Raw genomic sequence first — 26990 nt, 5'->3', positions numbered from 1 at the left:
CGGGCGCGGCTCACAGCTGCTCCGGGCCGCCCCCCGCACTGGAAGCCTCCCGTTCCGCCCGCGCCAGGTTCGAGCGGCGGTAGGAGTAGGCGAAGTAGATGACCATGCCGAGCAGGAACCACACCGCGAACCGGACCCAGGTCTGCCACGCCAGGAACGTGATCAGCCAGATGGAGAAGCACACCCCGATCGCCGGCACCACCGGCATCCCCGGCGTACGGAACGTCCGCGGCAGGTCGGGACGTTTGTAGCGGAGCACGATCACCGCGATGCAGACCACCACGAACGCGAGCAGGATGCCGATGTTGGTGAGCTCGGCGGCCTCACCGATCGGCAGGAATCCCGCGATGGCCGCGGAGGCGAAGCCGACGATCCAGGTCACCCGGGTCGGCACATGGTGCTTGGGGCTGGTCTTGGCGAACCACTTCGGCAGCAGACCGTCACGGCTCATCGAGAACCACACCCGGGTCACACCGAGCATGAAGGTGAACATGACGGTCAGAATGCCGATGATCGCGCCGACCGCGATGACATCAGCGAGGCTGCTCAGGCCCACCGATTTGAACGCCGACGAGAAACCGCTCTCCGGGTCGATGTCCTTGTAGTTCTGCATACCCGTCAGCACCAGGCAGGCGAGGACATACAGCACCATCGAGATCGCCAGCGAATACATGATCGCCTTCGGCATATGGCGCTGGGCGTCCTTGGATTCCTCCGCCGCGGTACTCATGGCGTCATAGCCGAAGACCGCGAAGAAGACGGTGGCCGCGCCGGTGAAAGCGCCACTCACCCCGAACGGGAAGAACGGTGTGTAGTTCGCGGTGTTGAGGTGGAAGAAGCCGACCGCGATCACCACGATGACCACCAGGACTTTCAGGCCCACCACGATCGTCTCGAAACGCGCGGCGTTCTTGATGCCCAGGGTCAGCAGATAGGCGATCAGCAGACAGAGCACCGCGGCGAACAGATCCACCCGGTGTCCCGTTCCCGTTCCCGGCGCGCCCATCATCCAGGCGGGCAGATCGACGCCCATTTCGCCGAGCAGAAAGCCGAAATAGCCGGAGATCCCGATCGCGACCACCGCCACGATCGCGGTGTACTCCAGCAGCAGATCCCAGCCGATGAACCAGCCCGCCACCTCACCGAGGACCGCGTACCCATAGGTGTAGGCCGATCCCGCCTTCGGGATCAGCCCGGCGAATTCGGCGTAGGAAAACGCGGCCGCGGCGCTCGCGATACCCGCGACGAGAAACGAGATCAGCACCGCCGGCCCGGCCTTCTCGTTCGCGACGGTGCCGGCCAGTGTGAAGATGCCCGCGCCGATGATGCCGCCGACGCCGATGGCGGTCAGCTGCCACAGGCCGAGCACCCGGGTGAGCTGCTGGCTCGCGGTGCCTTCCGCCTCTTGAATGTGTTCGATCGGTTTACGGCGCAATACGCCCTGTCCCGCACGCAGCCCCATCGTCATCCCTCCGTACGCTCCGTCGTGGTCCGACGGCGGATCATCATGGACCCTCGGGGGCGACTAAGGAAGGCGACTCCCTAGTACAGCTGGGACTCGCCGGGATACGTACACGGGAGGGGTGTTCAATCGGCGTCCTCCAGCCGGAATCCGACCTTCAGTCCGACCTGGTAATGGTCGATCCGGCCGTCGACGATATGCCCGCGGACCTGGGTGATCTCGAACCAGTCGAGATTGCGCAGGGTCTCCGAGGCGCGCTTGATGCCATTCTTGACCGCGGCGTCCATGCTTTCCTGGGACGTACCGACGATCTCGGTCACGCGATACGTGCGGTCGGTCACGGTGGTCTCCCTCGCCGGGGCGGCGCTCCGCCCGTCCACTTTCCACCGTGCCTCAGGGCGGCGTGCCCCACCAGCGGAGCGGCGGGCGGTCCGGCGCCCAGGGCCCTGGCCGGCGGATCAGGGGCAGAGAGGCCCTACGGGACGACGGTGACCGGCCAGCGTCCGGCCTTGACCAGCCGCACCGCGACCGAGCCCATGATGCGGTGCCCGGCCGACTCCGAGGCGCCGACCACCACCGCGTCGGCCTTCAGGTCATCGGCCATCTGCACCATGCCGTTGTACGGATCGCCCCGCAGGGTGTGGAACTCCCAGCGCACCTGGTATATCCCCTGCAGCCGCTCGGTCGCCCGGCGGATCTCGGCCATCAGCTCCTCGGCCACCTCGTTCGTGGCGTCCACGACCGGAGCCCCCATCGCCGCACCGGCCGGCAGCACCGGCTGGACATAGACCAGGACGAGCTTCGAGGCCTGGCGCCGGGCCAGTCCCGCCGCATAGGCGGCGGCGCGCCACGACGAGTCGGAGCCGTCGATACCGACGACGATGACCTTCGGGCCGTCCGTTCCGCGCTCGAACTGCGCGGCTGCGTTCTCCTCCACACCAGGGAGGTTATCCGCACACGCGTGCTGCCGGGCTCCCGGGCCGCGCCGCCGTCCCGGGCCCGCCGGCCCGGCCCGGCCCGGTCAGGCGGGGGCCGGCGGCCAGCTGTCCGCCGACAGGACGCCCAGCACATACGCCCTGGCGACCAGCGCCGTACGGCCCTGCACCCGCCAGCGGCGGGCCAGCCGGGTGAGGTGGTAGTTCACCCCGTCGACCGTCAGCCCGAGCGCCGTACCGATCGACGCCGTGGTCGCGCCGCCCGCGGCCAGCGCCAGGATGCGCGCCTCCACCGGGCTCGCCGAGCCGCCCGGCGCCGGTGGTGGAGCGGGCTCGCTGACCCGCAGCAGCGCCAGCAGCGCGGGCGGATGCACCGAAGGATCGCCCACCGGATCGATCGTCAGCTCCCCTTCCCGGACGCTGCCGTCGGAGCCGGACCGCCAGCGCACCTCGACCGGATAGCGCGACCGGCGCCCCAGCCGCAGGGCCTCGCCGAGCCGGTCGAGCTGTGCCTTCGCGCGGGGCTCGAAGAGGTCCAGCAGATTGCGGCCGCGCAACTGTCCCGGTGCCGCGCCCCACTGGGCGGCCATCGCCGGATTGGCGATCAGCACCTCGCCATGGGCCCGGCACACCGCGATCGGCGTGGGGATACGGTCCAGCAGAATCAGGAAGTAGTTGCGCCAGGGGCCGCCCGCGTACGGCCCGGCCGGGTCCTCGGCATATCCGTTCACGCAGGGTGCATCGTCCGTGTGCGCCGAGTCCCCGTCCGACGCCCCGTCGGCTGTCCCGTTGTCCATTGCTCCTTCTCCGGTCCGCGCGCAAGAGCGAGCAGCGAAAAACCACTGCACAATCATGCAGTTGTCCGGGCGTGACCTGCACGTGGGGGCCCTCACGCTGGAGACATGACCGACACCATCGCGCTCCACAGCGACGAACGCGCCGCCGATGACGGCATTCCGGTGGCCGACCTCACGGAGGCCGGGCTCACCCACACGCCCATCCAGCAGTCCATGGATCTCGCCCGGATCCACGGCCCGGTCTTCAAGCGCAAGTTCGGCGACCGCGAGACGCTGTTTCTCTCCTCGCTCGATCTGGTCACCGAGGTCGCCGACGAATCCCGCTTCAGCAAGGGTGTGTCGGTCGTCCTGGAAAACGTCAGAGAGTTCGCCGGTGACGGTCTGTTCACCGCCTACAACGACGAGCCGAACTGGGCCAAGGCCCATGAGGTCCTGATGCCGGCCTTCGCGCTCGGCTCGATGCGCACCTACCACCCGGCGATGCTCAAGGTCGCCCGCCGGGTCATGGCCTCCTGGGACCGCCGGGTGGCCGACGGCACGCCCGTCCAGGTCGCCGAGGACATGACCCGGATGACGCTGGACACCATCGGACTGGCCGGCTTCGGCTTCGACTTCGAGTCGTTCTCCCGCGGCGACACCCCGCATCCGTTCGTCGAGGCCATGGTGCGCTGCCTCGAATGGAGCATGACGAAGTTCTCCCGTGACCCCGACGCCGACCACTCCACGGCGGACGCGGCCTTCCAGGCCGACGCCGACTATCTCGCGTCGGTCGTCGACGAGGTCATCGCGGCCCGCACGGCGAGCGGCGAGAGCGGCGACGACGATCTGCTGGGCCTGATGCTCGGCGCCCGGGGGCAGGACGGCGCGGCGGGCGAGGGGCCCACCCTCGACCTCGCCAACATCCGCAACCAGGTCATCACCTTCCTGATCGCCGGCCACGAGACCACCTCGGGCGCGCTCTCCTTCGCCCTCTACCACCTGCTCAAGGGCCCGCTCGCGCTGCGCATGGTCCAGCGCGAGGCCGACGAGCTGTGGGGCGACCAGGCCGACCCCGACCCCTCGTTCGAGGACATCGGGCGGCTGCCGTTCACCCGCCAGGTCCTCAACGAGGCGCTGCGGCTGTGGCCCACCGCCGCCGCGTTCACCCGGCAGGCCCATGAGGACACCCTGCTCGGCGGCCGCTACCCGGTGAAGGCGGGGGAGCTGGTCACGGTGCTCACCCCGATGCTGCACCGCGACCCCGCCTGGGGCGACAACCCCGAGCTGTTCGACCCCTCCCGCTTCAGCCCGGAGGCCGAGGCGGCCCGCTCACCGCATGCGTACAAGCCCTTCGGGACCGGTGAACGCGCCTGCATCGGGCGGCAGTTCGCGCTGCACGAAGCGACCATGCTGCTCGCCCTCCTCGTGCACCGCTACCGCCTGATCGACCACCGCGACTACCGGCTGCACATCAAGGAGACGCTGACCCTCAAGCCCGACGGCTTCACCTTCACCCTGGCCGCCCGGACGCCCGCCGACCGGGCCGCGGTCCGCGCCGCGCTGGCCGTGCTCCCCGGCAGCGCCGAGGGCACCGGGGACGACGCGGCCACCGACGAGGGACTGCCGACCCGCGTCCCCCAGGGCACCGGTCTGCTGCTGTTGCACGGCAGCAACTACGGCACCTGCCGCGAGTTCGCCGAGCGGCTCGCCGACGAGACCACCGGACTCGGCTTCACCACCGATGTGGCACCGCTGGACGCCTACGCCGGCACGCTGCCCGCCGACCGGCCGGTCGTCATCATCGCGGCTTCCTACAACGGCCAGCCCACCGACGACGCGGCCGCCTTCATCGAGTGGCTGAACACCGCGCAGGACGGCGCCGCCGCGGACCTGCCGTTCGCCGTCCTCGGCGTCGGCGACCGCAACTGGGCCGCCACCTACCAGCACATACCGACCCTCATCGACGACCGGCTCGACGCACTCGGCGCCCACCGGCTGCTGCCGCGCGCCGAGGCCGACGCCTCCGGCGACCTCAGCGGCACCGTCAAGGAGTTCACCGCGGCGCTGCGCACCGAACTGCTGACGCGGTACGGCGACCCGGCGACCGTCGGCGCCGGCGAACCGGCGGCGGAGGACACCGGCTACACCGTCACCGAGATCACCGGCGGCCCGCTGGACGCGCTCGCCGCCCGCCACGACCTCGTCCCGATGACCGTCACCGAGGCCTACAACCTCACCGCCGAGGGCTGGCCGCGGCCCAAGCGCTTCCTGCGCGTCGCCCTGCCGGACGGCGTCGGGTACCGCACGGCCGACCACCTCGCGGTGCTGCCGGCCAACGCCCCGGCCGCCGTCGAGCGGGCCGCCCGCGCCCTGGGCGCCGACCCGGACACCGTCCTCGCGCTGCACTCCGGCCGCCGCGCCGGGCGCGACACCCTGCCGGTCGACCGGCCCCTGACGGTGCGGCAACTGCTCACCCACCACCTTGAGCTGGGTATGCGGCCGACGCCCGAACAGGCCGGCGTGCTGGCCGCCCACAACCCCTGCCCGCCCGAACGTCACGCCCTGGAGAGCCTCGCCGCGGACGACCCGCGCACCCTGATCGAACTGATCGAGGAGCACCCGGCGCTGCGCGGTGCCCTGCCCTGGCCGGTGCTCCTGGAACTGCTGCCGCCGCTGCGCACCCGGCACTACTCGCTGTCGTCCTCGCCCGCCACCGACGCCCGGCACGCCGATCTGATGGTCTCGCTGCTGCCCGGCGGCACCGGCTCGGCCTATCTGCACGGCGTGCGGCCCGGCGACACCGTGCTGGCCCGCGTCCAGCCCTGCCGTGAGGCCTTCCGCCTCGACGCGGCCGATGACACTCCCGTCATCCTGGTCGCGGCGGGCACCGGCCTCGCGCCGTTCCGCGGCGCCGTCGCCGACCGTGTCGCCGCGGGCCGGCGGTCCCCCGCCCGGCTCTACTTCGGCTGTGACGACCCCACCGCCGACTTCCTGCACGCTGCGGAGTTCGCCGCGGCTGAGGCCGCCGGTGTCGTCTCCGTACGCCCCGTCTTCAGCGAGCGCCCCGAGAACGGCCACCGCTTCGTCCAGCACCGGATCGCCGCCGAGGCCGCCGAGGTGTGGGAGCTGCTGCAGGCCGGCGCACGGGTGTACGTCTGCGGGGACGGCAGCCGGATGGCGCCCGGTGTACGGGCCGCCTTCCGCGAGCTGCACGGTGCCCGCACCGGCGCCTCGCCACAGGAGTCCGAGGCCTGGCTGCGCGAACTGACCGCCTCCGGCCGCTACATCGAGGATGTGTACGCGGCGGGCTGAGCCCTGTTCCGGCGCCCACCGGGTGGCGCCTCCTCCGCCGAGCGGCGCTTCCCCCGCCCCCTCCCCCGAAGGGGCGGGGGCGGGTTCGGGGTTGGGGGGAAACGCGGGCTGGATCTTCCGGCCCGCCGGCGCCAAGGTGGGAGGGGTGCGGCCACCGGGGCCGCACCACTCGCCGGCCGTGACCGGGCCGGCGACCCGACTGGGGGGAACAACGGCCATGACCAAAGCCCTGATCATCGGAGGCGGCATCGCGGGAGCGGTGTCCGCGATGGCCCTGCAGAAGGCGGGCATCGACGCCGAGATCTTCGAGGCCTACCCGACCGGCGCGGACGATGTCGGCGCCTTTCTCGTCGTCTTCGCCAACGGCCTCGAAGCGCTCCGGGTGATCGACGCGCACGGCCCCGTCGTCGACAGCTCCTTCCCGGCGCAGCGGGTGGAGTTCATCGGCAACGACGGCACACGGCTGGGGGAGCGCCCCATCGCGGGCACCGAAGGGGGCGACGACCTCGGCCCGCGCACCCTGCGGCGGGCCACCCTCTACCAGGTGCTGCACCGCGAGGCGATCCGCCGCGGGATCGCGGTACGGCACGGGAAGCGGCTGGTCGGTGCCGAGACCGTGGACGGCGCCGGCGGCCGAAGGGTCGTCGCCACCTTCGCCGACGGCAGCCGCGCCGAGGGGGATGTGCTGATCGGCGCCGACGGTCTGCACTCCGTCACCCGCGCCCTGATCGACCCGGCCGCCCCGCAACCGCGCTACACCGGCCAGAACACCGTCTGCGGCTACCTCCGCGACGCCGCCGGGGTGCCGCTCGCCCCGGACACCTACACCATGATCTTCGGCAAGCGGGCCTTCTTCGGCTGCACCCGGGCCCCCGACGGCGAGGTCTGGTGGTTCGCCAACATCCCCGGTACGGAACTGGACCGGGCCGATCCGCCGGCCGTCACCCCCGCCGCCTGGCGGGAGCGGGTCGCCGGGCTCTTCGACGGCGACGACACCCCGGCCGCCGCCCTCGTCCGGGCCACCGGCGACCGCGTCATCGCCTCCAACGCCTATGACCTCGCCAGCACCCCGGTCTGGCACAACGGCACCATGGTCGTCCTCGGCGACGCCGCGCACGCGGCCGCGCCCAACGCCGCCCAGGGCGCGTCCATGGCCATCGAGGACGGCATCGTCCTCGCCAAGTGCCTGCGTGACCAGCCCGATCCGCACAGCGCCTTCGCCGCCTACGAGCAGTTGCGCCGGGAGCGGGTGGAGCAGGTCGTCGCGGCCAGCGCCGGGATGGCCAAGCTCACCGCCTCGGGCACCCCCGGCCGCCCGTCCCGCCCGGACGCCGCCGAGCGTGGCGGCGCGGGGGCGGACAACTGGCTGACGGGCTACCGGATCGAGTGGTGAGAGCGCATTGTCAGACCCCTGTGGTCTGCTGGGTGCAGGAGATCGGCACCGTGCCGATCGCTCTGCAGGGAAGGCGCCATGACCACAACTGCCGAGGACATCCCACTGGTACCGGACGCGGCGCCGGCGCGCGCCGCCGTGGCGGCGCTGCGCGAGCTGATGTGCAGTCATGATCCGGCGGTCGGGGAATCGCCCTTCTGGAGAACGGCGTTCTGGTTCCGGGCGAAGTGAGGGCGTCTCACTCCTCGGCCGCTTCGCGTCCGGCCGCCCCCGGGAGGTGGACGACCAGCAGGGCGATCCCGGCGAGGGTCACATTCCGGGTGGCCGCCTCCAGGCCGTTCCACGTCTCGGACTGCCACATGGCGAACCACTCACCGCCGACGGCGAGAAAGCCCGCGCCGAAGAGGAGGAGGAGCATCAGCAGACCGACGGTGCTGACCAGCCGGGCGCGGGCGAGGCCGTGCCGGCGGCGCATGCCCAAGGTCCACAGCGCGGTGGCCACGATCAGTGTCAGTGCGGTGAGCGTTTCCCAGGCGATGATGCCCAGATACGCGGCGTTCTGCCATGTCTGTGAGGTGATGGCCCGCCCCATCAGGTCCGGATCCTTGAAGGTGGTGTCCATGGCCAGGACATGCCGGACGAACTGCTGGTTGGTGTCGAAGTCAGTGATATTGCCGAAGACGACGAGGGCGATATAGAGGGCGACGATGCCCGTGAGGGTGGCCGCAGCGAGCGACAGTCCGGTGTGCGGTATCCGGTAGGTGGAGCTTTTGTCGGACATGGGTCCTCCCCGAGTCGGTTGTGTTGTCCGATCTTTGCTCATCGGTCATCCACCCTGTGATTCCAGTAGTGCTGAACTCCCGTACGCTGCTGCCCGATCGGCCGGGTGACCAACTGGTCGATCGGCCGTCGGGCGACCGGCCGGACGGCCGGACACCTAGGGGAAGCGGGGCACATGAACGGAAAGCGGTGTGTGGGGACGGTCGCCGTCGCGGCGGCGGCGGTGATCGCGGTGACCGGGCCGGCGGGCGCCGAGCCGGCCGGCACGACATACGGCACCAGCACGTCCGTGGGCGTCCACAACGCCTATGAGAAGGAGAAGTACCCCTACTTCGCGGATGCCCTGGACTCCGGCGCCGCACTGCTCGAACTCGACCTCTGGTCCAACGGACTGGGCCGGTCCTTCCGGGTCTCGCACAGCAACCCGCTGGGCAACAACAGCAACTGCGAGGGCGCCGCGAACGCCTCGGAGCTGCGCACCAAGGACCGCAACCAGGACTTCGCCGGGTGCCTCGCCGATGTGAAGGCCTGGCACGACGCCCACCCCGGACACCGTCCGATCCTGTTCAAGATCGAGATGAAGGACGGCTTCAACGCCAAGGGCGGCCGCGGCCCCGCCGAGTTCGACGCGCTGGTGCGCGAGAAGCTGGGCGACGCCGTCTACGGCCCCGGCGAGCTCACCGCCGGGCACGCCACCCCCGACGAGGCGGTGCGGGCCGGCGGCTGGCCCTCACGCGCCGACCTGGCCGGCAAGTTCCTGATCGAGCTGATACCCGGCACCGTCGAGGAGAAGAACCCGTTCGACAAGCTGTGGACGGACGTGGAGTACGCCGGCCACCTCAAGGACCTCGCGGCACGGGGGCAGCTGGACCGGTCGACGGCCTTTCCCGCGGTGCACGGCGCCGCTCCCGGCGACCCCCGGGAGCGCTACCAGGACCCCGCGCTGCGCCCCTGGTTCGTGGTCTTCGACGGTGACGCCTCGACCTATCTGAACGGCAGTATCGACACCGCCTGGTACGACACCCGGCACTACCTGCTCATCATGACCGACGCCCACAATGTGCCGCCGGCCATCGACGGCACCCGCCCGACCGAGGCGGAGGCACGGGCCCGGGTCGGTCAACTCGCCGCCGCACACGCGAGCTTCGCCACCGCCGACTGGTATCCGCTGCCGTCCGTCCTCAAGACCGTGGTACCGCGCGGGGCGTGACGCCGGACAGGTGGGCGCGGGAGCCGGGCTGCGGGGGCCGCGGGCCCGGCTCCGCTATCGCCCGCCGGTAGAGCGCGGCCACGTCCTTGCCGAACCGGCTGCTGTATGAGACGAGGTCGTCACCGCCCTCGTCGAGACCGCCGATCACACCGATCAGCGCACCGGTCCCGCTGGCCGGGTCGAGGTCGGTGAGCATCGGCCCGCCGCTGGTCCCGTTCGGGAACCCCGGGCAGCTGAAACGGAGTTGGGCCGGGCCCTGGGCGTCCGTCGTGTGCCGGCAGCTGACCGGGGTGTCCTGGCCCTCGGGATAGCCCGTCAGCTGCGCCGGGCGCCCGGCCGGCGCATCGAAGCGGATCCGTTCGGCGCCGGTGAGGTCCGCTATCCGGCCGCCGGCCCGCCCCGCCCTGCGCACCCGCAGGAACGCCACATCATGGTCGGGGTCCCGGTCGCTGATCCAGCGCGGATCGACAAGGATCCGGGTGGGCACCCACAGGCCGTACGGCGCGATCCCGTCGTGCAGACCGGGCGCGAACACCAGGCGGGTCCGGAAGCCGCCGTCGTGCACACAGTGCGCCGCGGTGGCGATGAGATCGCCCGCCGGGGAGTGCACCACGCTGGCCGTGCAGTGGTGGACCGGGTTGCCGTCGTCGTCGGGGGAGAAGAGTGCGCCGATCGCCGGTGAGGGGGCCGCCGGGGCTGCCAGCAGGGGCCGGGAGGCCGTCAGCGGGGCCGCCATGACGCCGCTGCGCCGTGCCGCCATCGGCGGGCCGGGCCGCTCCTTGTAGGGTCCGGCGAGCACCGCGGCGGCGGCCTGGTCGCCGTCGGCCCGGGTCGCCAGGTAGGAGCCGGTGGCGGTGTCCCCGGGGGCCAGGAACGGATCGCGGGACGGGGAGCCCAGCGCCAGCACCGTGCTGCCCACGACCACGGTCAGGATCCCGAGCGCGAGGGTCACCCGCAGCGGAACGCCGGCCCGGTCGCGGCCGGTGCACGCCGGCCCGCCGGGACCGGGGCAGACCTCGGGCGCCGGTGCCCCGGCGTCCTCGGCCGCCCGCCCGGCGCTGTCCGCCGGTACGGCCCCGCGTTCGCTCGTCTCCACCAGCCGCCGCCTCGCCGCATCAGCCGGCGACACCCCGTCGGAGGCAGGGGCGGCACCGGATCCAGACATTTCACCCAGTCTGATGCAGGGGTGGCCGCTGTGGTTCGGTCACCCGGGCGCCTCATTCCGCACCGGCAGCGCGGAGCACCGGAAAAACCCGCGCCGGAGCGCCCCGGGACACCCACGATCCGGGGCCCGGCGGGCCGGGCGCACCGGGCGGGGTGACACTGCCGCCCGGCCGCCTCCGGCTAGTCCGGTCGGGTGAGCCGCACGGTGCCGCGGAACCGGCTCGCCACCCTCATGCCGCCCGCCGCAGGCGCCGCCCCGCCAGGTTGTGCCCGATCAGCGTTCCGGCCAGGTCGAACTCGTTCGGGAAGTCCATCGGCACGATGCCCAGGCCCGTCCAGCCGCTCCCTTCCGAGCCCGTGAGCAGCTTCTTGACCTGCGGGTTGAGGCGGTCCGCGGTGGAGCGGGGCGGGAGCAGGGCGGCGGTGCTGACGTAGTTGACGAACAGCTTGCCGGGCTGGGTGACGGCCTTGCGGAACTGGGCCTCGATCTTCGGGTACTTCCCGAACGGCTCCGCCATGTAGTCGTCCTGGATGTCGAACAGCTGCGGATCGGCGTAGCGGACGCCGCCCAGGCCGTCGGAGTCCGCCAGCAGGACGACCTTGCCGCGGGCCTGGCCGAGGGTCGGCAGTCCGGCGTCCAGCCGGAACAGTGACCGGTAGCCCTTGTCGTCCAGGTAGATGCCGAAGATCCGGCGGAACTCCTCGGCGGAGACCTCCGAGTACTCCTGCTTGACCCGCATCAGCACCGTCTCCGTGGGGTGTGCCTGGAGGAACGCCCGGCAGGCGTTGAGCACATCGCCGAACATCAGCTCCTGGTAGAAGGCGCCGTGGTGGATGGCGAAGACGTTGTCGATGGCCCGGCAGCGGATGTCCAGGAAGCGTATTCCGGAGGCGAGTTGGGCGTCGACGGAGGTGTTCTGGCAGGCCACCCAGGGGCCGCCCAGCCGGGCACCGGAGTCATGGGTACCGGGGATCGTCAGCCGCTGCACCGGGGTGCCGTCGCCGAGCGCCGCCATCCAGTCCGCCATGGACACCGCGGACACCGCTGACGCCCGGCGTTCCGCGGCGCCGGCCGTGAACTGCCCGCTGCCGGCGCCCGCCAGCACTCCGGCGGCCGACAACCCGGCCGCGCCCCTGAGGAATCCCCGTCGATCCAGCCCCAGCCCCATGCCGCTTCCCCTGCCCGTCGAGTCTGCGTGCGTGCGCACCGGCCGTCCGGTGCGAACATGCGGTCGGGGCATCGAACCACATCGGGCGCGGGTGCGGCACCCGGCCGGCGGACCCGGAGGTCACACCGGCCGGGAAGCCGCGGAGATCAGACCCGGAAGGACAGCGACAGCGCGAAGCGGTCCGTGCTGTCGGTCCACCAATTCCTCAAATCCAGGCCAGCCGCGGCTAGTTCGGCACGCACCCCCTCCTGGCGGAACTTCGCCGAGATCTCGGTGCGCACCTCCTCGCCGGCGGTGAAGGGCACGGCCAGGTCCACCCCGGGGATCTTGACGGTCAGGTCCTTACGGGCCCGGAGCCGCATCTCGATCCACTCCTGTCCGGCGTTCCACAGGGCGACATGGTCGAAGTCCGCCGGATCGAAGTCGCCGCCCAGCTCGCGGTTGATGACCTCAAGGACGTTCTTGTTGAACGCGGCCGTCACGCCCTGCGGATCGTCGTAGGCGGCGACGAGCATGGCCTCGTCCTTGACCAGGTCGGTGCCGAGCAGCAGGGCATCGCCCGGGGACAGCATGTCGTGCACGGAGTGCAGGAACGCGGAGCGCTCCTCGGGGAGCAGATTGCCGATGGTGCCGCCGAGGAAGGCGAGCAGCCGCGGGCCGGGCGTCGCGGGGAGTTCGATGCCCTGCTGGAAGTCGGCGACCAGTGCGTGCACGGTCAGGCCGGGGTGCTCGGTGAGCAGCGCCTCGCCCGCCGCGGCCAGCGCGGATTCGCTGACGTCGATCGGCAGATAGGTGTGCAGTCCGGTCAGCGCACCGAGGAGATGGCGGGTCTTGTCGGAGGAGCCGGAACCCAGCTCGATCAGGGTGCGGGCACCGGTGGCCGCGGCGATGTGGTCGGCGCGGGTGAGCAGGATCTCCCGCTCGGCCCGGGTCGGGTAGTAGTCCGGCAGCTTGGTGATGTCCTCGAACAGCTCGCTGCCGCGGGCGTCGTAGAACCATTTGGGCGGCAGTTGTTTGGGGGTACGGGTCAGGCCCTGGGAGACATCGGCGCGCAGCGCGGCCGCCGTGGCGTCGGCAGGGAGGGTGCGGGTGATGCTGAGGGGGCTCACGTGGCGGGCTCCTTGAGCGGGGAGAGGTGGACCTCGGTCCGGGTGGCGCGCAGCAGGGTGCGGTCGGGCACCTCGGTCCAGTGGGGGGAATCGTCGTACGGTTCGGAGGCGACCACCGTGCCGCCTTCGGGAAGGGCCAGATGGCACAGCGTGTCGCCCCAGGCGGTGGCGGCGATGGTGGTGCCGTCGGTGAGCAGCAGGTTGAGCCGGGAGCCGGGTGCGGCCGCGGCGACCGCCGCGACGGTGCCGGCCAGCGCGTCGCCGAGCTCGTCGCCGCGCGCCAGCCGGTGCAGGACCAGTGCCCACAGGAACGCCGCGTCGCAGCGGGCCGGCAGCCGCAGCAGCTCCTCCGGCGGCAGCTCGGCAGCGAGCGGGGCGAGCGCGTCCGGCCAGCCGGCCACCGCGCCGTTGTGGCTGAACAGATAGCGGCCGGTGGCGAACGGCGCGGCCGCGGCCTCGGCGTCCGCACCGGCCACGGTGGCGTCCCGCACGGCGGCGAGCAGCGCGCCGGTGCGCACCACCCGGGCCAGGTCGGGCAGCAGATCGTCGCCCCAGATCGGCCCGGCCCGCCGGTAGCGCGCGGGCACCGGGTCGCCGGGCGCGTACCAGCCGACGCCGAACCCGTCCGCGTTGACCGTGCCGTGCCGCTGACGGCGGGGCGCCCACGACTGCCGGTGGAGGCTGTGGGGCGGGGCGAGCAGCACCTGGCCGAAGGGTATCTCCGGTCCCAGATAAGCAAGATGACGGCACATCAGGCACCGGCCTCCCGAAGCGGCGGGGTCGTGGACCTCATGCGTCCACCGCCATCGGGTCGGCGTCCCGGGCGGTACGGAACCCGGAGAATATCTGCCGCCGGACCGGCAGGTCCCAGTTGCGGAAGGTGCCCCGGCAGGCCACCGGGTCGACCGCGAACGAACCGCCGCGCAGCACCTTGTGCGCGTCGCCGAAGAACACCTCCGAGTACTCCCGGTAGGGGAAGGCGGCAAAGCCCGGGTACGGCAGGAAGTCGCTCGCCGTCCACTCCCACACATCGCCGATCAGCTGCCGGATGCCGAGCGGCGACTGTCCGTCCGGGTAGCTGCCGATCGGGGCGGGCCGCAGATGCCGCTGGCCGAGGTTGGCATGCGCCGCGGTGGGGTCCTCGTCGCCCCAGGGGTAGCGCCTGGCGCGCCCGGTCGCCGGGTCGTGGCGGGCGGCCTTCTCCCACTCGGCCTCGGTCGGCAGCCGCCGCCCGGCCCAGCGTGCGTAGGCGTCCGCCTCGTACCAGCTCACATGCAGCACCGGCTCGTCCGGCGGCACCGGCTCGGTCACCCCGAACCTCCGGCGCAGCCACTGGCCGCCGTCGCGCTTCCAGAAGAGCGGGGCGCGCAGCTTGTGCTCCTGCACCTGCGCCCAGCCGGCCGGGGCCCACCAGCGTGGCTCCCCGTAGCCGCCGGCCTCGATGAACCGCTGGTAGGCGCCGTTGCTGACCGGTGTGGTGTCGATCAGGAAGGCGGGCACCAGCCGGCGGTGGGCGGGCCGTTCGTTGTCCAGCGCCCAGGGCTCGGTGGACGTCCCCATGGTGAACGGGCCGCCGGGGACCAGCACTTCGGCCGGCAGGATGTCGTCGGAGGCGGGCGGCGGCTCGGGCGCGGTGAGCACGGCCGGGCCGGTGCGCAGCTGGTGCGTGATGAGCATGGTCTCGTCGTGCTGCTGCTCATGCTGCGCGATCATGCCGAAGGCGAAACCGGAGTCGAGCAGCGGACCGCCGTGCAGCGGGGCGTTCTCCAGGATGTCCAGCACCCGGCCGCGGACCTCGGCGACATAGCCGTGTGCCTCGTCGGGTGCCAGCAGCGGCAGCGAGGGGCGCTCGGACCGGGGGTGCTCGAAGGCGTCGTAGACGGAGTCGATGTCCGGACGCAGCGCGTCACGGCCGCCGACGGTGCGCAGCAGCCACTGCTCTTCCTGATTGCCTATGTGCGCCAGGTCCCAGACCAGCGGGGACATCAGCGGGGAGTGCTGGGCGACGAGGTCGGGATGCTCGACGCAGGTGGTCAGCAGGCGGGTACGGTCGCGGGCGGCGAGCAGCGCCGAGGCCGCGCGCTCACGAAGGAGCTCGGGATCGATGGTCACTGGCTGTCGTCCTTCCCAACGATGAGATCGCCCTCCGCGGCGTACAGGGCGTCGAGATGGTCGTCCGCGGGGCAGCGGCCGCGTGCCACATAGCGTTCGGTGAACTCCGCGACCGCCGCGCGCACCTCGGGGGAGGCCCCGAGGCGCGGCAGGGCTTCCTGCGCGGCGGCGAAACAGGCCACCGCGGCGGTGTGCAGCTCCGGGTCGGTCAGCGCTCCGCGGGCGGCGTGCCGCCACAGCGGATTGCGCGGCGCAGGGCGGGAACCGGCCGTCTCGGCCAGGGACTTGACGATGCGGTACGCCCGTTCCGTCGCCTCCGGGTCGTCGAACAGCGCGGCCGTGACGGCCAGCGGCACGATCCAGCCGGAGTCGCCCGACTGCGCGTCGATCATGCGCAGCTCCAGATGGCCGCGCGGCCGTACGGGCGGGAAGAGCGTGGTGACGTGGTAGTCCAGATCCTCCTGTGTGGGCGGTCTGGGGACGCCGGTACGGATCCACTCGCGGAAGGTGAGCCCCTCCGGAGCGTCCCAGTGCCCGTCGTCGGAGCGGATGCACATGACCGGTGCGTCCAGGACGTAGCGCACCCAGGCGGTGCGCGGATCCGGCCCCGGGGGAGGGGCGAGCGTACGGTCCGGATCGAGCTGCGACCAGATCACCTGGCGGGTGGTGCGGTAGCCGGTGGGGCAGCCCTCACTGGTCGGCGAGTTGGCGAACGCCGCGGCCAGCACGGCGCCCAGCAGATGGGCCAGCAGCCAGCGCCGGCCGTACCCGAGCGGCCCCGGCTCCTCGTGGCCGGCGTCCACACACACCTGCACGGACGCGGTGGCACACATCATGGACCGCCCGGCGGAGCCCCAGCGGTCGAAGTACGCCTCCATGGCGTTGTAGCGGGGATCGGTCAGCACCCGCCGCGGGGGGTGCCACGGATTGTGGCCGTGGCCGGCCAGGCCCAGCCCCATGGCCAGCATGGCGGGCCGGACCAGCGCGAGATCGGCGGTGACCGCCTCGATGCAGTCGGTGAGGGAGGTGGCGGGCAGCGAGCTGAGCTCCAGCTGGCCGCCGGGTTCGAAGGTCAGCAGGGAGGTCAGGGGGAGGGCGCGCAGGGCGGCGGCAGCGCCGCGCAGCCGGGCGGGGTCGACCGGACATCGGGGGTTGCGCGCGTCATGGACCAGCCATTCGATCTCGACGCCGATACGGCGCGGCGGGCCCGTCTTGAAACATATTCCGCGCAGGTGAGCTTCCAGCTCCGCTTCCGTTACTGCAGGCCGTACGGGCATGGAATCCCTCTCCCTCGTGGGGTGGCGGCAGGATTGCCGCCCTCCACCTAATCTGCTGCGGGCGATGCGCTCAAGAGCACATTTCGTCAGCGGACGGCGGGACGGGCTCCCACCGGGCGAGGGGGACGGCCGGACCCGGAGACCACCGCACGGTGCCGCGGTCCCTCCTCGGTGCCAGGACGGCCCTCCTGCCCGCAGCCCCGCCCCGGGACCGGACCGGCGAGCGCAGGCCGGGGGCGGAGCAGGGGTACGGCCGTTCGAGTGAGTGCGGGGCGGGGTGCGGTTTGCCGCCTCGGCGGCCCGGCGTCCGACGCCCGTCACTGGCGGTAGCCCGCCAGGAAGCGCCCGATCCGGCTGATGGCCGTGTCCAGGTCATCGGCGTGCGGGAGGGTGAGAATGCGGAAGTGATCCGGGCGCGGCCAGTTGAAGCCGGTGCCCTGGACAACCTGGATCTTCTCCCGCAGCAGCAGATCGAGGACGAACTTCTCATCGTCGTGGATCTTGTGTACGGCGGGGTCGAGGCGGGGGAAGGCGTAGAGCGCGCCCTTGGGCTTGACGCAGGAGACGCCCGGGATCTCGTTCAGCCGCTCCCAGGCCCGGTCGCGCTGCTCGTGCAGCCGGCCGCCCGGCAGCACCAGGTCCTGGATGCTCTGCCGGCCGCCGAGCGCGGCCTGGATGGCGTACTGCGCGGGTGCGTTCGGGCACAGCCGCATGGAGGCGAGGGTGCCCAGGCCCTCCAGATAGTCGGCGGCGTGCTGCTTGGGGCCGGAGACCACCAGCCAGCCGGAGCGGAATCCGGCCACGCGGGAGGACTTGGACAGTCCGCTGAACGTCAGACAGACCAGGTCGGGGGCGAGCACCGCGGCGTGGTGGTGGACCGCGTCGTCGTACAGGATCCGGTCGTAGATCTCGTCGGCGAAGACCATCAGTCCGTGGCGCCGGGCGAGATCGAGCATGCCGTCGAGCAGCTCGCGCGGATAGACGGCGCCGGTCGGGTTGTTGGGGTTGATGATGACCATCGCCCGGGTCCGGTCGGTGATCTTCGAGGCGAGGTCGGCCAGATCCGGCAGCCAGTCCGCGGACTCGTCGCAGAGATAGTGCACGGGCTTGCCGCCCGCGAGGGAGGTGACCGCCGTCCAGAGCGGGAAGTCGGGGGCCGGGATGAGGACCTCGTCGCCGTCGTCGAGGAGGGCCTGCACCGCCATCGAGACGAGTTCGGAGACGCCGTTGCCGAGGTAGATGTCATCGACACCGACGTCCGGCATTCCACTCTGCTGGTAGTGCTGGGCCACCGCGCGGCGGGCCGAGAGGATGCCCCGGGACTCCGTGTAGCCGTGTGCGCGGGACAGATTGCGCATCACGTCCTGCAGGATCTCCTCGGGGCACTCGAAGCCGAACAGCGCCGGATTGCCGGTGTTCAGCCGCAGCACGCTGTGGCCCGCCTCCTCCAGCGCGTCCGCGTGCTCGATCACCGGCCCGCGGATCTCGTAGCAGACGTCGGCCATCTTGCTGGACTGCTTGAACTGCATGCGGCGGCCTCCCGGTCCCTCGCTCACCGCGCGGCGCGGCAGCACTCGTCAACACCGTACTTGGTTTTACCAAGCCGGTACTTGGAAAGTCCAACCTCTGTCTATGCTGGTGTCATGCCGCGCCGAAGCTATGACCAGTACTGCGCCGTCGCCCGAGCCCTGGACGCCGTCGGCGACCGCTGGACGCTCCTGATCGTCCGGGAACTGTTGGGTGGCCCCCGGCGCTACACCGATCTGCACGCCGACCTGCCGGGCGTCAGCACCGACATGCTCGCCTCCCGGCTCAAGGACATGGAACGGGACGGCCTGGTCACCCGCCGCCGGCTCGCCCCGCCCGGAGCCGCGTTCGTCTATGAGCTCACCGCCCGCGGGCGCGCGCTGCTGCCCGCGCTCACCGCCCTCGCCGACTGGGGCGCCCCCGCCCTCGACGAGCGGCGCCCGACGGACGCGGTGCGGGCCCACTGGTTCGCGGTGCCGCTCATGGCAAGGCTGGCGCGGCACTTCACGGACGGCGTCGACGTGATCGACATCGCCCTCGACGAGGGCGAGTTCCATGTCGTCCTCGGGAGTGACGGGCCGGAGTCCGGCGGCCCGGACGGCGGGGCCGGGTACGCGGACGGCCCGGCCGGGCGCCCGGACATCCGTCTGCGGATGGACACCGCGACCTGTGCCGCTGTCGCGTACGATCGCCTCTCCCTCGCACGGGGAATCGAATCCGGCCGGATCGCGGTCACGTTGCCCGAGGGGTCCGGCGAACGGCAGCGACGGAAGAGGACGACAACGGCATGACGACGCGCCCCCTGGCGGTCTTCGACCTGGACGGCACGCTCGCCGACTCCACCCACCGGCAGCATCTGGTGCAGCGCACCCCACGTGACTGGAAGGCCTTCTTCGCGGCGGCCACCGAGGATCCTCCCCTGGCCGAGGGGGTGGCCCTGGCACTGCGCAGCACCGAGGACTGCGAGGTCGTCTACCTGACGGGCCGTCCGGAACGCTGCCGCCGGGACACCCTGACCTGGCTCGACCGGCACGGCCTGCCCAAGGGCAGGTTGTGGATGCGCCCCAACAGTGACCGGCGCCCGGCGCGGCACACCAAGCTGGAGATCCTGCGCCGGATCGCCCGCGACCGCGAGATCCGTCATGTCGTCGACGACGACGAACTCGTCTGCGTCGCATGCGAGGAGGCCGGCTTCCGGGTGATACGGGCCCGGTGGGCCACCCCGTCCGACACCCTGCGGGACGCCCAGCAGCGGGCCGGGCGAACGTAGCAGCCCGTGCCCGTCGCCCCGCCGGGGCCCGGCCTTGCGCCGGTCCGGGGCGCGGATCACGCGGCCCCTCGCCCCGCCCCGGCCGCGCCCGTTCAGCCGAACTGACGCTACGTCAGGAACGAAACCGGGTAGCGCTCGGGAAATGGATCATGCATCAGGAACCCGGGCGCGCACCGGGCTTGCGCTCCTGCTGACCGTGGCGTTGCTCACCGGGCTCTGGGCACCGGCGGCCGCGGCGGCCAAGGACCCGAGGAGTGCCGGGCGTACCGGCTCGGCCTGGCTGCCCTACTGGGGCGATATCGACGCCGCCTACCGCGACGCGCTGCGGCACGCCTCCCAGCTGCACACCGTCAGCCCCTTCTGGTACGAGGCCTCCTCCGACACCACCGTCACGGGGCACACCGGCGCGGGACGGCGCGACATCATCGACGGACTGCACGACGCCGGGATCGATGTCGTGCCTACCGTGACCGAGACCCTCGGCGCCGAGAAGATGGCCGACCTGATGCACGATCCCGAGCGGCGGCGGGACCACATCGACACGCTGCTGGATCTGGTCGACAGCCGTCCGTACGACGGGATCGACCTGGACTACGAGGCGATGGCCCTCACCGGTGACCGGGAGGCCCGCGACCGGGTGCGGACCGGATACAACGCGCTGGTCAAGGAGTTGTGCGCGCGGCTGCACGAACGTGACAAGCAGTGTGTGGTGACGGTGCTGGCCCGGGTCCGCGGCAGCGGTCAGGCCTTCGACTACGAGCGGCTCGGCAGGTACGCCGACCGGTTCCGCATCATGGGCTACGACCTGCACTGGTCGGGCGGTGAGGCGGGCCCGCTGTCCGCCAAGGACTGGTACGACGAATTTCTGCGCTACGCCACCGACACCGTCCCCCGGCACAAGATCGAGGTGGCCTTCCCGGGCTACGGCTGGGACTGGATCAGCGGGGTCGCCGGCCATGCGGCCCATCTGACCTGGAAGGAGGCCGAGGCGCTGCGCGAACGGGAGGACGCGGACTACCTCTTCGACGAGCGGTCCGGCACCCCGCACTTCACCTATCGCAAGGACGGCGTGGAACACGAGGTCTGGTACCAGGACGGGCGCGGGGTCAGTGAGCAGCTGCCGCTGCTGAGGAAGTACGGCGTACGGGGCACCGGCCTATGGGCGCTCGGGTTCGAGGACCCGGACTTCTGGTCCGCGCTCCGCGGCGAGTAGCCGCAGCGCCGCCTCGGGCGGTGAGTCCTGCGCCGCGGTGTACATCAGCACGCCCTGCCCGGAGCCCCTGTTCGAGGCGTGTGGAGTACGCGACGCTGACGCCGGCCGGCTGGGCCGGCTCCTCGCGGCGCAGGCCGGGCACGCGCCGGTGCCGGGGCCCGTGCGGTGGGTGTGGCGCAGACTGTTCCCTCAGGGATACCGACCGCTTAGTATGTCGCTGGCGAGGGGGCCGGCGTGCCCTCCGCCCCACCCGCGTATCCAAGTCTGTGGAGGCACCAGGTGAAGGCATGGCGCGTACACGCGAACGGTGAGCCGCGTGCGGTGATGCGGCTGGAGGAGGTGCCGGACCTGCAGCCGGGACCGGGGCAGCTGCTGCTGCGGGTGCGGGCCGCCAACGTCAACTTCCCGGACGCGCTGCTGTGCCGCGGTCAGTACCAGGTGCGTCCGCCGCTGCCGTTCACCCCGGGCGTGGAGATCTGCGGCGAGGTGCTCGCCGTGGGGGAGGGCGCGGCCGGTGAGACCGGGGCACGGGTGCTGGCGCAGCCCCCGCTGCCGGACGGCGGCTTCGCCGAACTCGTGGTCGTCGACGCGGCGACGGTCCGCCCGGCCCCCGAGGCCCTGGACGACGCCGAGGCCGCCGCGCTGCACATCGGCTACCAGACCGGCTGGTTCGGACTGCACCGCCGGGCCCGTCTCCAGGCGGGCGAGACGCTGCTCGTGCACGCCGCGGCGGGCGGCGTCGGCAGCGCCGCCGTCCAGCTCGGCAAGGCCGCGGGCGCGACGGTCATCGGCGTGGTGGGCGGCGAGGACAAGGCCCGCGTCGCCCGCGAACTGGGCTGCGATGTCGTCCTCGACCGGCGCTCCGACGATCTCATCGCCGCCGTGAAGGAAGCCACCGGCGGCCATGGTGCGGACGTGGTCTACGACCCGGTGGGCGGCGAGGCATACGCCAAGTCCGTCAAGTGCATCGCCTTCGAGGGCCGGATCGTCGTCGTCGGCTTCGCCGGCGGCGCCGTCCCCACTCCGGCCCTCAACCACGCGCTGGTGAAGAACTACGCGATCCTGGGCCTCCACTGGGGCCTGTACAACACCAAGGACCCGGCCGCCGTCGACGCCTGCCACGAGGAGCTCACCAAGCTCGCCGCCCAGGGCGTCATCAAGCCGCTGATCGGTGGACGGGTCCCGCTGGCAGCGGCCGCCGATGCCGTCCAGCGGGTCGCCGACGGCACCTCCGTCGGCCGGCTCGTGGTCGTCCCCGGAGCGGAGGAGAGCCGATGACGGACGCCGACGACCTGCGCCGGCGCACCGCCGAGCTGCTCGCCGCACACCCTCCCGCCACCACCGGGCGGCTGGAGTTCCTGCGCGCCCGCTTCGACGCCGGGCTCGCCTGGGTCCACTTCCCCCAGGGCCTCGGCGGGCTGGACGCGCCACGCTCCCTGCAAGCGGTCGTGGACGCGGAACTGGCGGCCGCCGGCGCCCCCGACAACGACCCCGGCCGTATCGGCATCGGCCTCGGCATGGCCGCGCCCACCCTCCTGCACTTCGGCACCGACGAGCAGAAGCAGCGCTTCCTGCGCCCCCTGTGGACCGGCGAGGAGGTGTGGTGCCAGCTGTTCAGCGAGCCCGGTGCCGGCTCCGACCTGGCGGCGCTGGCGACCCGCGCGGTACGGGAGGACGGGGGAGCAGCCGGAAGCGGGGGAGACTGGATCGTCGACGGCCAGAAGGTCTGGACGTCCAGCGCACATCTCGCCCGCTGGGCGATCCTGATCGCCCGCACCGACCCCGACCAGCCCAAACACCGCGGCATCAGCTATTTCGTATGCGATATGACCGACCCCGGTGTCGAGGTGCGTCCGCTGCGGCAGATCACCGGCGAGGCCGAGTTCAACGAGGTCTTCCTCACCGGCGTCCGGATCCCCGACGCCCATCGCCTCGGTGCGGTCGGTGAGGGCTGGAAGGTCGCCCAGACCACGCTGATGAACGAGCGGGTCGCCATCGGCGGCTCCCGCACCCCCCGCGAGGGCGGCATGATCGGCGTCGCCGCCGCCGACTGGCGCGCCCGCCCCGAACTGCGCACCCACGATCTGCACCAGCGGCTGCTGAAGCTGTGGGTGGAGGCCGAGGTCGCCCGGCTGACCGGCGAGCGGCTGCGCCAGCAGCTGACCAAGGGCCAGCCGGGCCCCGAGGGCAGCGGCATGAAGCTGGCCTTCGCCCGGCTCGCCCAGGAAATCAGCGGCTGGGAGGTGGAGTTCCTCGCCGAGGACGGTCTGACCTACGACGACTGGACGATGCGCCGCCCCGACGGCGTCGACTTCACCGGCCGCGAGGCCGGCTACCGCTATCTGCGCGCCAAGGGGAACTCCATCGAAGGGGGCACCTCGGAAGTGCTGCTCAACATCGTCGCCGAACGTGTGCTGGGGCTGCCGCCCGAGCCGCGCACCGACAAGGACGTCGCGTGGAAGGACCTCCCCCGATGAACGACGGGACCACCCTGCCCGGCGGCCCGGCACCCGACCCCGACCTCCTGTACTCCGAGGACGAGGACGCACTGCGCGCCGCCGTACGGTCGCTGCTCGCCGACCGCAGCGATCCGGCCACTGTGCTCGCCGGCCTGGAGTCGGACGTCGCCTACGACACCGGCCTCTGGCACGCCCTCGCCACGGAGATCGGCACCGCGGGCCTGCTGGTGCCCGAAAAGTTCGGCGGAGCGGGCGCCAGTGCCCGCGAAGCCGCCGTCGTGCTGGAGGAGACCGGCCGCTCCGTCGCGCCCGTCCCCTATCTGACCAGCGCGGTCATCGCGGTGACCGCCCTGCTCGGCTGCGACCACGGGCAGGCGGACGTCGCCGCGGCCCTCGCCGCACTCGCCGGGGGTCGCACCGTCGGCGTGCTCGCGGTCCCGCTGCCCACCGCCCCCGGCGGGCTGCCGGAACCGGCGTCCGTACGGGCCGATGCCGGCGGTGCCCTGACCGGCCGGGTGACCTCGGTCGCCGACGCCGCGGCCGCCGAGCTCCTGCTCGTCCCGGCCCAGGGCCCCGACGGCCCGGCCCTCTACGCGGTGGCGGCCTCGGCGGATGGGGTACGCACCGACACCGTCACCCCGCTCGACCTCACCCGCCGTCTGGGCCACCTCACCTTCGACGGTGCCCAGGGCCGCCTCCTGGCCACCGGGGACCGCGCCCGCGCCACCGTCGACCGCGCCCTGCTCACCGGTGCCGGACTGCTCGCCTCGGAGCAGCTGGGCATCGCCGAATGGTGTCTGACCGAGACCGTGCGCCACACCGCCGAACGCACCCAGTTCGGTCGCCCCGTCGGCTCGTTCCAGGCGCTCAAGCACCGGATGGCCGCCCTCTGGCTGGAGGTCGCCTCGGCCCGCGCCGCCGCCCGTAACGCCGCCGACGCACTCGCCACCGACAGCCCCGACGCCCCGGTGGCGGTGGCCGTCGCCCAGGCGTACTGCGCGCCGGTGGCGGTACGTGCCGCCCAGGAATGCGTCCAGCTGCACGGCGGCATCGGCATGACCTGGGAACACCCGGCCCACCTCTTCCTCAAGCGGGCCAAGAGCGATGAGCTCGCCCTGGGGTCGCCGGGACGGCACCGGGACGCCCTGGCGGGACTGGTCGGGATCGCCGCACCGTAGGGCCGGTCCCTGTGGGCCGGTGTGGCCGGTGTGGCCGGTCCCCGTGGGCCGGTGCGGCCGGTGTGGCCGGTGGCTTCCGGTCAGCCGGTGATGGCGAAGGTCCGGCTGAAGTCGCGGACCGCGCCATCGCCGGCGGTGGCCACCTCCAGGAAGTAGCGCGGCCCCGGCGGCACTCTGGGCAGCGTCACGAACGCCTCGCCGGTCGGCCCGGCACCGGCCCGGGTCGCGACCAGCGCCACCCGCTCCGACCGGCCGTGGCCCGTCGCCGTCCGCAGCCAGACGTCCACCTCCTCGCCCGTGCTGTTGTTCCAGGCCACCGCGAAACTGCCGTTCGCCTTGTAGTCGACGCCGGGCTCCGGCGCAGTCACCTCGATCCGCCCCGTCGGCGGCGAGGCGAATTCCTCGGGGTCGGCACTGGCGGCGGCCGCGCCGAGGGCGGAGGTGGCGGCCCGTGCGGCCGACCCCGCATGGCCGGACGTGGCCGCCCTCGCACTGCCGGTCGCGGGACCGCTCTTCCCGGTGTCCGGGCGCGACGGTGCCAGCGAGATCACCAGCATGCAGCCGACGGCGGTGGTGGCGACGGCGACGGCCAGATTGGTGGCCATCGAGGTGGCCCTGCACATCGTCTCCTCGTTTCCTCGGGGGAGTGGCGAGCCGAACATCCCCGGCACTTTGATCATCAAAAACGACGCGCTGAGCGATCACCTGGATGGACATCTCCGGCGCGACAGCCCCCTGGAGGAGAGGGAGAATCCACCGCTCCGGACCACATTGGTCGCGGCTCCGGTGATGTCCTGAAAGTGAGGTTCGGGTAGCGTCGAACACATGAAGACCGCAACTCGTCGTGCGCTGATCGGACCAGTCCTCCTACTGGTGGCCGCGCTGCTGGCGGTGGCCGCCGCCATGGCACCGGGTGCCCATGCCGTCGGCGGGCTCGACGAGGCCGCGGCGGCCCTCAAGAAGGGCCCGGTCTACGTCGATCCCCGGGCCGTGAACCAGTTCTCCGATGCCCAGGCCGACGCACTGGCCAAGAAAATCAAGGATGCGGACAAGCCGATTTTCGTCGCCGTGCTGCCGCGGGCCGCCGAGTACCAGCCCAGCACCCTGCTGCGGGATCTGCGCACCAAGGTCGGCATCAGCGGCGTCTACGCCGTCGAGCTCGGCAACGGCTTCAATGCCGGCGCCGACCCGCGGGTGATGTCACGCAACTCGGTGCAGAACCTCGTCGGCTCGGTCAAGGGCTCCGACTACCCGACGGTCAACGAGCGCCTGAACAGCTTCGTCGACACGGCGGCACGGTCGGCGCACGGCCAGGCCCCCGCCGCCTGGGGCGGCTCCGGCGACAGCGGCTTCGACACCGGCACGGCGATCGGGCTCGGAGCGCTGGTGGCCGTCGGAGGCGGCGGTGCCTATGCGATCGCCCGCCGCAACCGCAGAAAGCGGATCGAGGAGGAGCGGGCCGCGCTGGAGGATCTGCGGATCGTCGTCGACGAGGACATCACCGCCTTCGGCGAGGAGCTGGACCGGCTCGACTTCCACCCCGGTGAGCCCGGCGCCGACGACGCGATGCGCGCGGACTACAGCCATGCGCTGGACTCCTACGAGAAGGCCAAATCGACGATGGCGGCGGCCCAGCACCCCGGCGAGGTGCAGGCGGTGACCCAGGCCCTGGAGGACGGCCGGTTCTCGCTGGCCGCTCTCGCCGCGCGACGGGAGGGCAGGCCACTGCCCGAGCGCCGGCTGCCCTGCTTCTTCGATCCCCGGCACGGCCCGTCCGTCGTGGATGTCCGGTGGGCACCGGACGGCGGCGCCGAGCGCACCGTCCCGGTCTGCGCCGCGGACAAGACCCGCATGGACGACGGGCGCGAGCCGCTGGCCCGTACGGTCAGGACCGCGAGCGGTGACCGCCCCTACTGGGACGCGGGCCCGGCCTACGGCCCCTGGGCCGGCGGCTACTTCGGCGGTGGCTTGCTGCCCGGCCTCCTGGTGGGCACGCTGCTCGGTAACATGATGATGTCCTCCGCCGCCTATGGCGCCGACTACGGCGGTGCGGGCGCCGACGGCGGCGACTACTCCGGATCCGACTTCAACTCCGGCGACTTCGGCGGCGGTGGCGGTGGCGGTTTCGGTGACGGCGGTGGCTTCGGCGGTGGCGGCGACTTCGGCGGCGGCTTCTGAGCGCTCAGCGCCCCCGGTCCCGCCCCACCCGCTTGACGCCGAGGAAGCGCCCGTAGCGCGGCCGCGCCGCGAAGTCCGCATAGCGCCATACGGCGGGCCGCCCGGCCTCCCGGCACAGATGCAGGACCTGGTCGGGGCCCAGGTGGACGCCCACGTGCGCGCCGTAGCCCGGTGCCCGGCCGTCGGCCGGCCCGCCGTCGAACAGCACCAGATCCAGCGGTTGCGGACGGTCCACCCGGCGGGTCGCCTCGTCGTCCGCCCAGAGCTCCGCCGAGCGCAACGGTGGTATCAGCAGGCCGAAGTGGCGCAGCACGGCGTAGGCGTAGCGCTGGCAGTTCGCGCCACCGGCCAGGTCGGCGAAGGGGTCCGGGGCGGGGCGCTGCCCGCCACTCCGCGCAACCGGGCGAGTGCCGCGCCGTGTTCGAGGGAGAGCAGCCGGTCCCGCAGCAGCGGGGCGTCCCCGCCG

24 protein-coding genes and 2 pseudogenes are annotated in these 26990 nt (G+C 72.3%); 11 read left to right on the top strand and 15 right to left on the bottom strand.

Annotation, left to right across the window (positions count from 1 at the left end; translation table 11 throughout):
- Positions 1 to 10: 10 nt before the first annotated feature.
- The 4 genes from AB0C46_RS07570 to AB0C46_RS07555 form a co-directional block, all read right to left on the bottom strand.
- On the bottom strand, positions 11 to 1468 hold the full coding sequence (locus AB0C46_RS07570; RefSeq protein WP_362826495.1) for an amino acid permease: 1458 nt from the start codon (positions 1466 to 1468) through the stop codon (positions 11 to 13).
- 119 nt (positions 1469 to 1587) lie between these two features.
- Positions 1588 to 1803, bottom strand: coding sequence for a dodecin (locus AB0C46_RS07565; protein WP_362826493.1), 216 nt, complete (start codon positions 1801 to 1803; stop codon positions 1588 to 1590).
- A 134-nt stretch (positions 1804 to 1937) separates the two neighbouring features.
- Positions 1938 to 2399, bottom strand: a complete 462-nt coding sequence (locus AB0C46_RS07560) for a universal stress protein (RefSeq protein ID WP_362826491.1) — start codon at positions 2397 to 2399, stop codon at positions 1938 to 1940.
- A gap of 84 nt (positions 2400 to 2483) precedes the next feature.
- Positions 2484 to 3194: a PAS domain-containing protein gene (locus tag AB0C46_RS07555; protein WP_362826489.1), complete on the bottom strand. Its 711-nt coding sequence runs from the start codon at positions 3192 to 3194 to the stop codon at positions 2484 to 2486.
- A gap of 105 nt (positions 3195 to 3299) precedes the next feature.
- Between AB0C46_RS07555 and AB0C46_RS07550 the strand changes: the two genes are divergently transcribed.
- From AB0C46_RS07550 to AB0C46_RS07540, 3 genes are all read left to right on the top strand, one after another.
- The gene (locus AB0C46_RS07550) at positions 3300 to 6485 is read left to right on the top strand and encodes a cytochrome P450 (RefSeq protein ID WP_362826487.1); all 3186 of its coding nucleotides are present in this window, start codon (positions 3300 to 3302) and stop codon (positions 6483 to 6485) included.
- A gap of 217 nt (positions 6486 to 6702) precedes the next feature.
- Positions 6703 to 7878, top strand: coding sequence for an FAD-dependent monooxygenase (locus AB0C46_RS07545; RefSeq protein ID WP_362826486.1), 1176 nt, complete (start codon positions 6703 to 6705; stop codon positions 7876 to 7878).
- Positions 7879 to 7956: 78 nt separating this feature from the next.
- On the top strand, positions 7957 to 8109 hold the full coding sequence (locus AB0C46_RS07540) for a hypothetical protein (protein ID WP_362826484.1): 153 nt from the start codon (positions 7957 to 7959) through the stop codon (positions 8107 to 8109).
- 7 nt (positions 8110 to 8116) lie between these two features.
- Here the strand turns inward: AB0C46_RS07540 and AB0C46_RS07535 are convergent, their stop codons facing one another.
- Complete coding sequence (locus AB0C46_RS07535; RefSeq protein WP_362826483.1) at positions 8117 to 8659, bottom strand: DUF2165 domain-containing protein; 543 nt, start codon at positions 8657 to 8659, stop codon at positions 8117 to 8119.
- Between the two features lie 174 nt (positions 8660 to 8833).
- Here AB0C46_RS07535 and AB0C46_RS07530 point away from each other — a divergent pair, with 174 nt between their 5' ends.
- Positions 8834 to 9868, top strand: a complete 1035-nt coding sequence (locus AB0C46_RS07530; protein WP_362826482.1) for a phosphatidylinositol-specific phospholipase C domain-containing protein — start codon at positions 8834 to 8836, stop codon at positions 9866 to 9868.
- On the opposite strand, the gene AB0C46_RS07525 is transcribed toward AB0C46_RS07530, so the two are convergent.
- From AB0C46_RS07525 to AB0C46_RS07495, 7 genes are all read right to left on the bottom strand, one after another.
- Complete coding sequence (locus AB0C46_RS07525) at positions 9840 to 11033, bottom strand: serine protease (protein WP_362826480.1); 1194 nt, start codon at positions 11031 to 11033, stop codon at positions 9840 to 9842. The genes AB0C46_RS07530 and AB0C46_RS07525 overlap by 29 nt on opposite strands.
- Before the next feature lie 229 nt (positions 11034 to 11262).
- Positions 11263 to 12201, bottom strand: a complete 939-nt coding sequence (locus AB0C46_RS07520) for a phosphatidylinositol-specific phospholipase C (protein WP_362826479.1) — start codon at positions 12199 to 12201, stop codon at positions 11263 to 11265.
- Positions 12202 to 12347: 146 nt separating this feature from the next.
- Entirely contained in the window at positions 12348 to 13310 is a 963-nt protein-coding gene (gene egtD, locus AB0C46_RS07515; RefSeq protein ID WP_362826477.1) for an L-histidine N(alpha)-methyltransferase, read from the bottom strand.
- Entirely contained in the window at positions 13307 to 14062 is a 756-nt protein-coding gene (egtC, locus tag AB0C46_RS07510) for an ergothioneine biosynthesis protein EgtC (protein WP_362826476.1), read from the bottom strand. Before egtC ends, egtD begins: the two co-directional genes overlap by 4 nt.
- A gap of 37 nt (positions 14063 to 14099) precedes the next feature.
- A complete protein-coding gene (gene egtB / locus AB0C46_RS07505) occupies positions 14100 to 15422 on the bottom strand; it encodes an ergothioneine biosynthesis protein EgtB (protein WP_362826475.1) in 1323 nt (440 codons plus the stop codon).
- Positions 15419 to 16699 carry an ergothioneine biosynthesis glutamate--cysteine ligase EgtA gene (gene egtA, locus AB0C46_RS07500; protein ID WP_362826473.1) on the bottom strand — a complete coding sequence of 427 codons (1281 nt, stop codon included), beginning with the start codon at positions 16697 to 16699 and terminating at the stop codon, positions 15419 to 15421. Before egtA ends, egtB begins: the two co-directional genes overlap by 4 nt.
- Before the next feature lie 317 nt (positions 16700 to 17016).
- Positions 17017 to 18228 carry a pyridoxal phosphate-dependent aminotransferase gene (locus AB0C46_RS07495; RefSeq protein WP_362826471.1) on the bottom strand — a complete coding sequence of 404 codons (1212 nt, stop codon included), beginning with the start codon at positions 18226 to 18228 and terminating at the stop codon, positions 17017 to 17019.
- Between the two features lie 114 nt (positions 18229 to 18342).
- Here AB0C46_RS07495 and AB0C46_RS07490 point away from each other — a divergent pair, with 114 nt between their 5' ends.
- The 3 genes from AB0C46_RS07490 (at position 18343) to AB0C46_RS07480 (ending at position 20709) form a co-directional block, all read left to right on the top strand.
- Positions 18343 to 19017, top strand: coding sequence for a helix-turn-helix domain-containing protein (locus AB0C46_RS07490; protein ID WP_362826469.1), 675 nt, complete (start codon positions 18343 to 18345; stop codon positions 19015 to 19017).
- Positions 19014 to 19496, top strand: coding sequence for a hypothetical protein (locus AB0C46_RS07485; RefSeq protein WP_362826468.1), 483 nt, complete (start codon positions 19014 to 19016; stop codon positions 19494 to 19496). The genes AB0C46_RS07490 and AB0C46_RS07485 overlap by 4 nt, the downstream gene beginning before the upstream one ends.
- Before the next feature lie 142 nt (positions 19497 to 19638).
- The gene (locus tag AB0C46_RS07480) at positions 19639 to 20709 is read left to right on the top strand and encodes a glycosyl hydrolase family 18 protein (protein WP_362826466.1); all 1071 of its coding nucleotides are present in this window, start codon (positions 19639 to 19641) and stop codon (positions 20707 to 20709) included.
- Positions 20710 to 20773: 64 nt separating this feature from the next.
- Here the strand turns inward: AB0C46_RS07480 and AB0C46_RS07475 are convergent.
- Positions 20774 to 20869: pseudogene (locus tag AB0C46_RS07475) on the bottom strand (transcriptional regulator); the annotation flags it as partial.
- A 119-nt stretch (positions 20870 to 20988) separates the two neighbouring features.
- Here AB0C46_RS07475 and AB0C46_RS07470 point away from each other — a divergent pair.
- From AB0C46_RS07470 to AB0C46_RS07460, 3 genes are read left to right on the top strand one after another with little or no spacing between them, the layout of a single operon-like run.
- On the top strand, positions 20989 to 21987 hold the full coding sequence (locus AB0C46_RS07470) for an NADPH:quinone oxidoreductase family protein (RefSeq protein ID WP_362826464.1): 999 nt from the start codon (positions 20989 to 20991) through the stop codon (positions 21985 to 21987).
- The gene (locus tag AB0C46_RS07465) at positions 21984 to 23186 is read left to right on the top strand and encodes an acyl-CoA dehydrogenase family protein (RefSeq protein WP_362826463.1); all 1203 of its coding nucleotides are present in this window, start codon (positions 21984 to 21986) and stop codon (positions 23184 to 23186) included. The genes AB0C46_RS07470 and AB0C46_RS07465 overlap by 4 nt, the downstream gene beginning before the upstream one ends.
- Positions 23183 to 24346, top strand: coding sequence for an acyl-CoA dehydrogenase family protein (locus AB0C46_RS07460; RefSeq protein ID WP_362826462.1), 1164 nt, complete (start codon positions 23183 to 23185; stop codon positions 24344 to 24346). Before AB0C46_RS07465 ends, AB0C46_RS07460 begins: the two co-directional genes overlap by 4 nt.
- An 80-nt stretch (positions 24347 to 24426) precedes the next feature.
- Here AB0C46_RS07460 and AB0C46_RS07455 read toward each other — a convergent pair whose 3' ends face one another.
- Positions 24427 to 24969, bottom strand: a complete 543-nt coding sequence (locus AB0C46_RS07455) for a hypothetical protein (RefSeq protein ID WP_362826460.1) — start codon at positions 24967 to 24969, stop codon at positions 24427 to 24429.
- Positions 24970 to 25171: 202 nt separating this feature from the next.
- Between AB0C46_RS07455 and AB0C46_RS07450 the strand changes: the two genes are divergently transcribed.
- Positions 25172 to 26524: a hypothetical protein gene (locus AB0C46_RS07450; protein ID WP_362826458.1), complete on the top strand. Its 1353-nt coding sequence runs from the start codon at positions 25172 to 25174 to the stop codon at positions 26522 to 26524.
- A gap of 4 nt (positions 26525 to 26528) precedes the next feature.
- Here the strand turns inward: AB0C46_RS07450 and AB0C46_RS07445 are convergent.
- A pseudogene (locus AB0C46_RS07445) lies at positions 26529 to 26879 on the bottom strand (cell wall hydrolase); the annotation flags it as partial.
- Positions 26880 to 26990: the final 111 nt, after the last annotated feature.

It is taken from the genome of Streptomyces sp. NPDC048637, from assembly GCF_040650675.1.
In the GTDB taxonomy this organism is placed as follows: Bacteria; Actinomycetota; Actinomycetes; order Streptomycetales; family Streptomycetaceae; genus Streptomyces.
The sequence above is the reverse complement of the archived record's forward strand: the minus strand, read 5'-3'. Positions and strand labels throughout refer to the sequence as shown.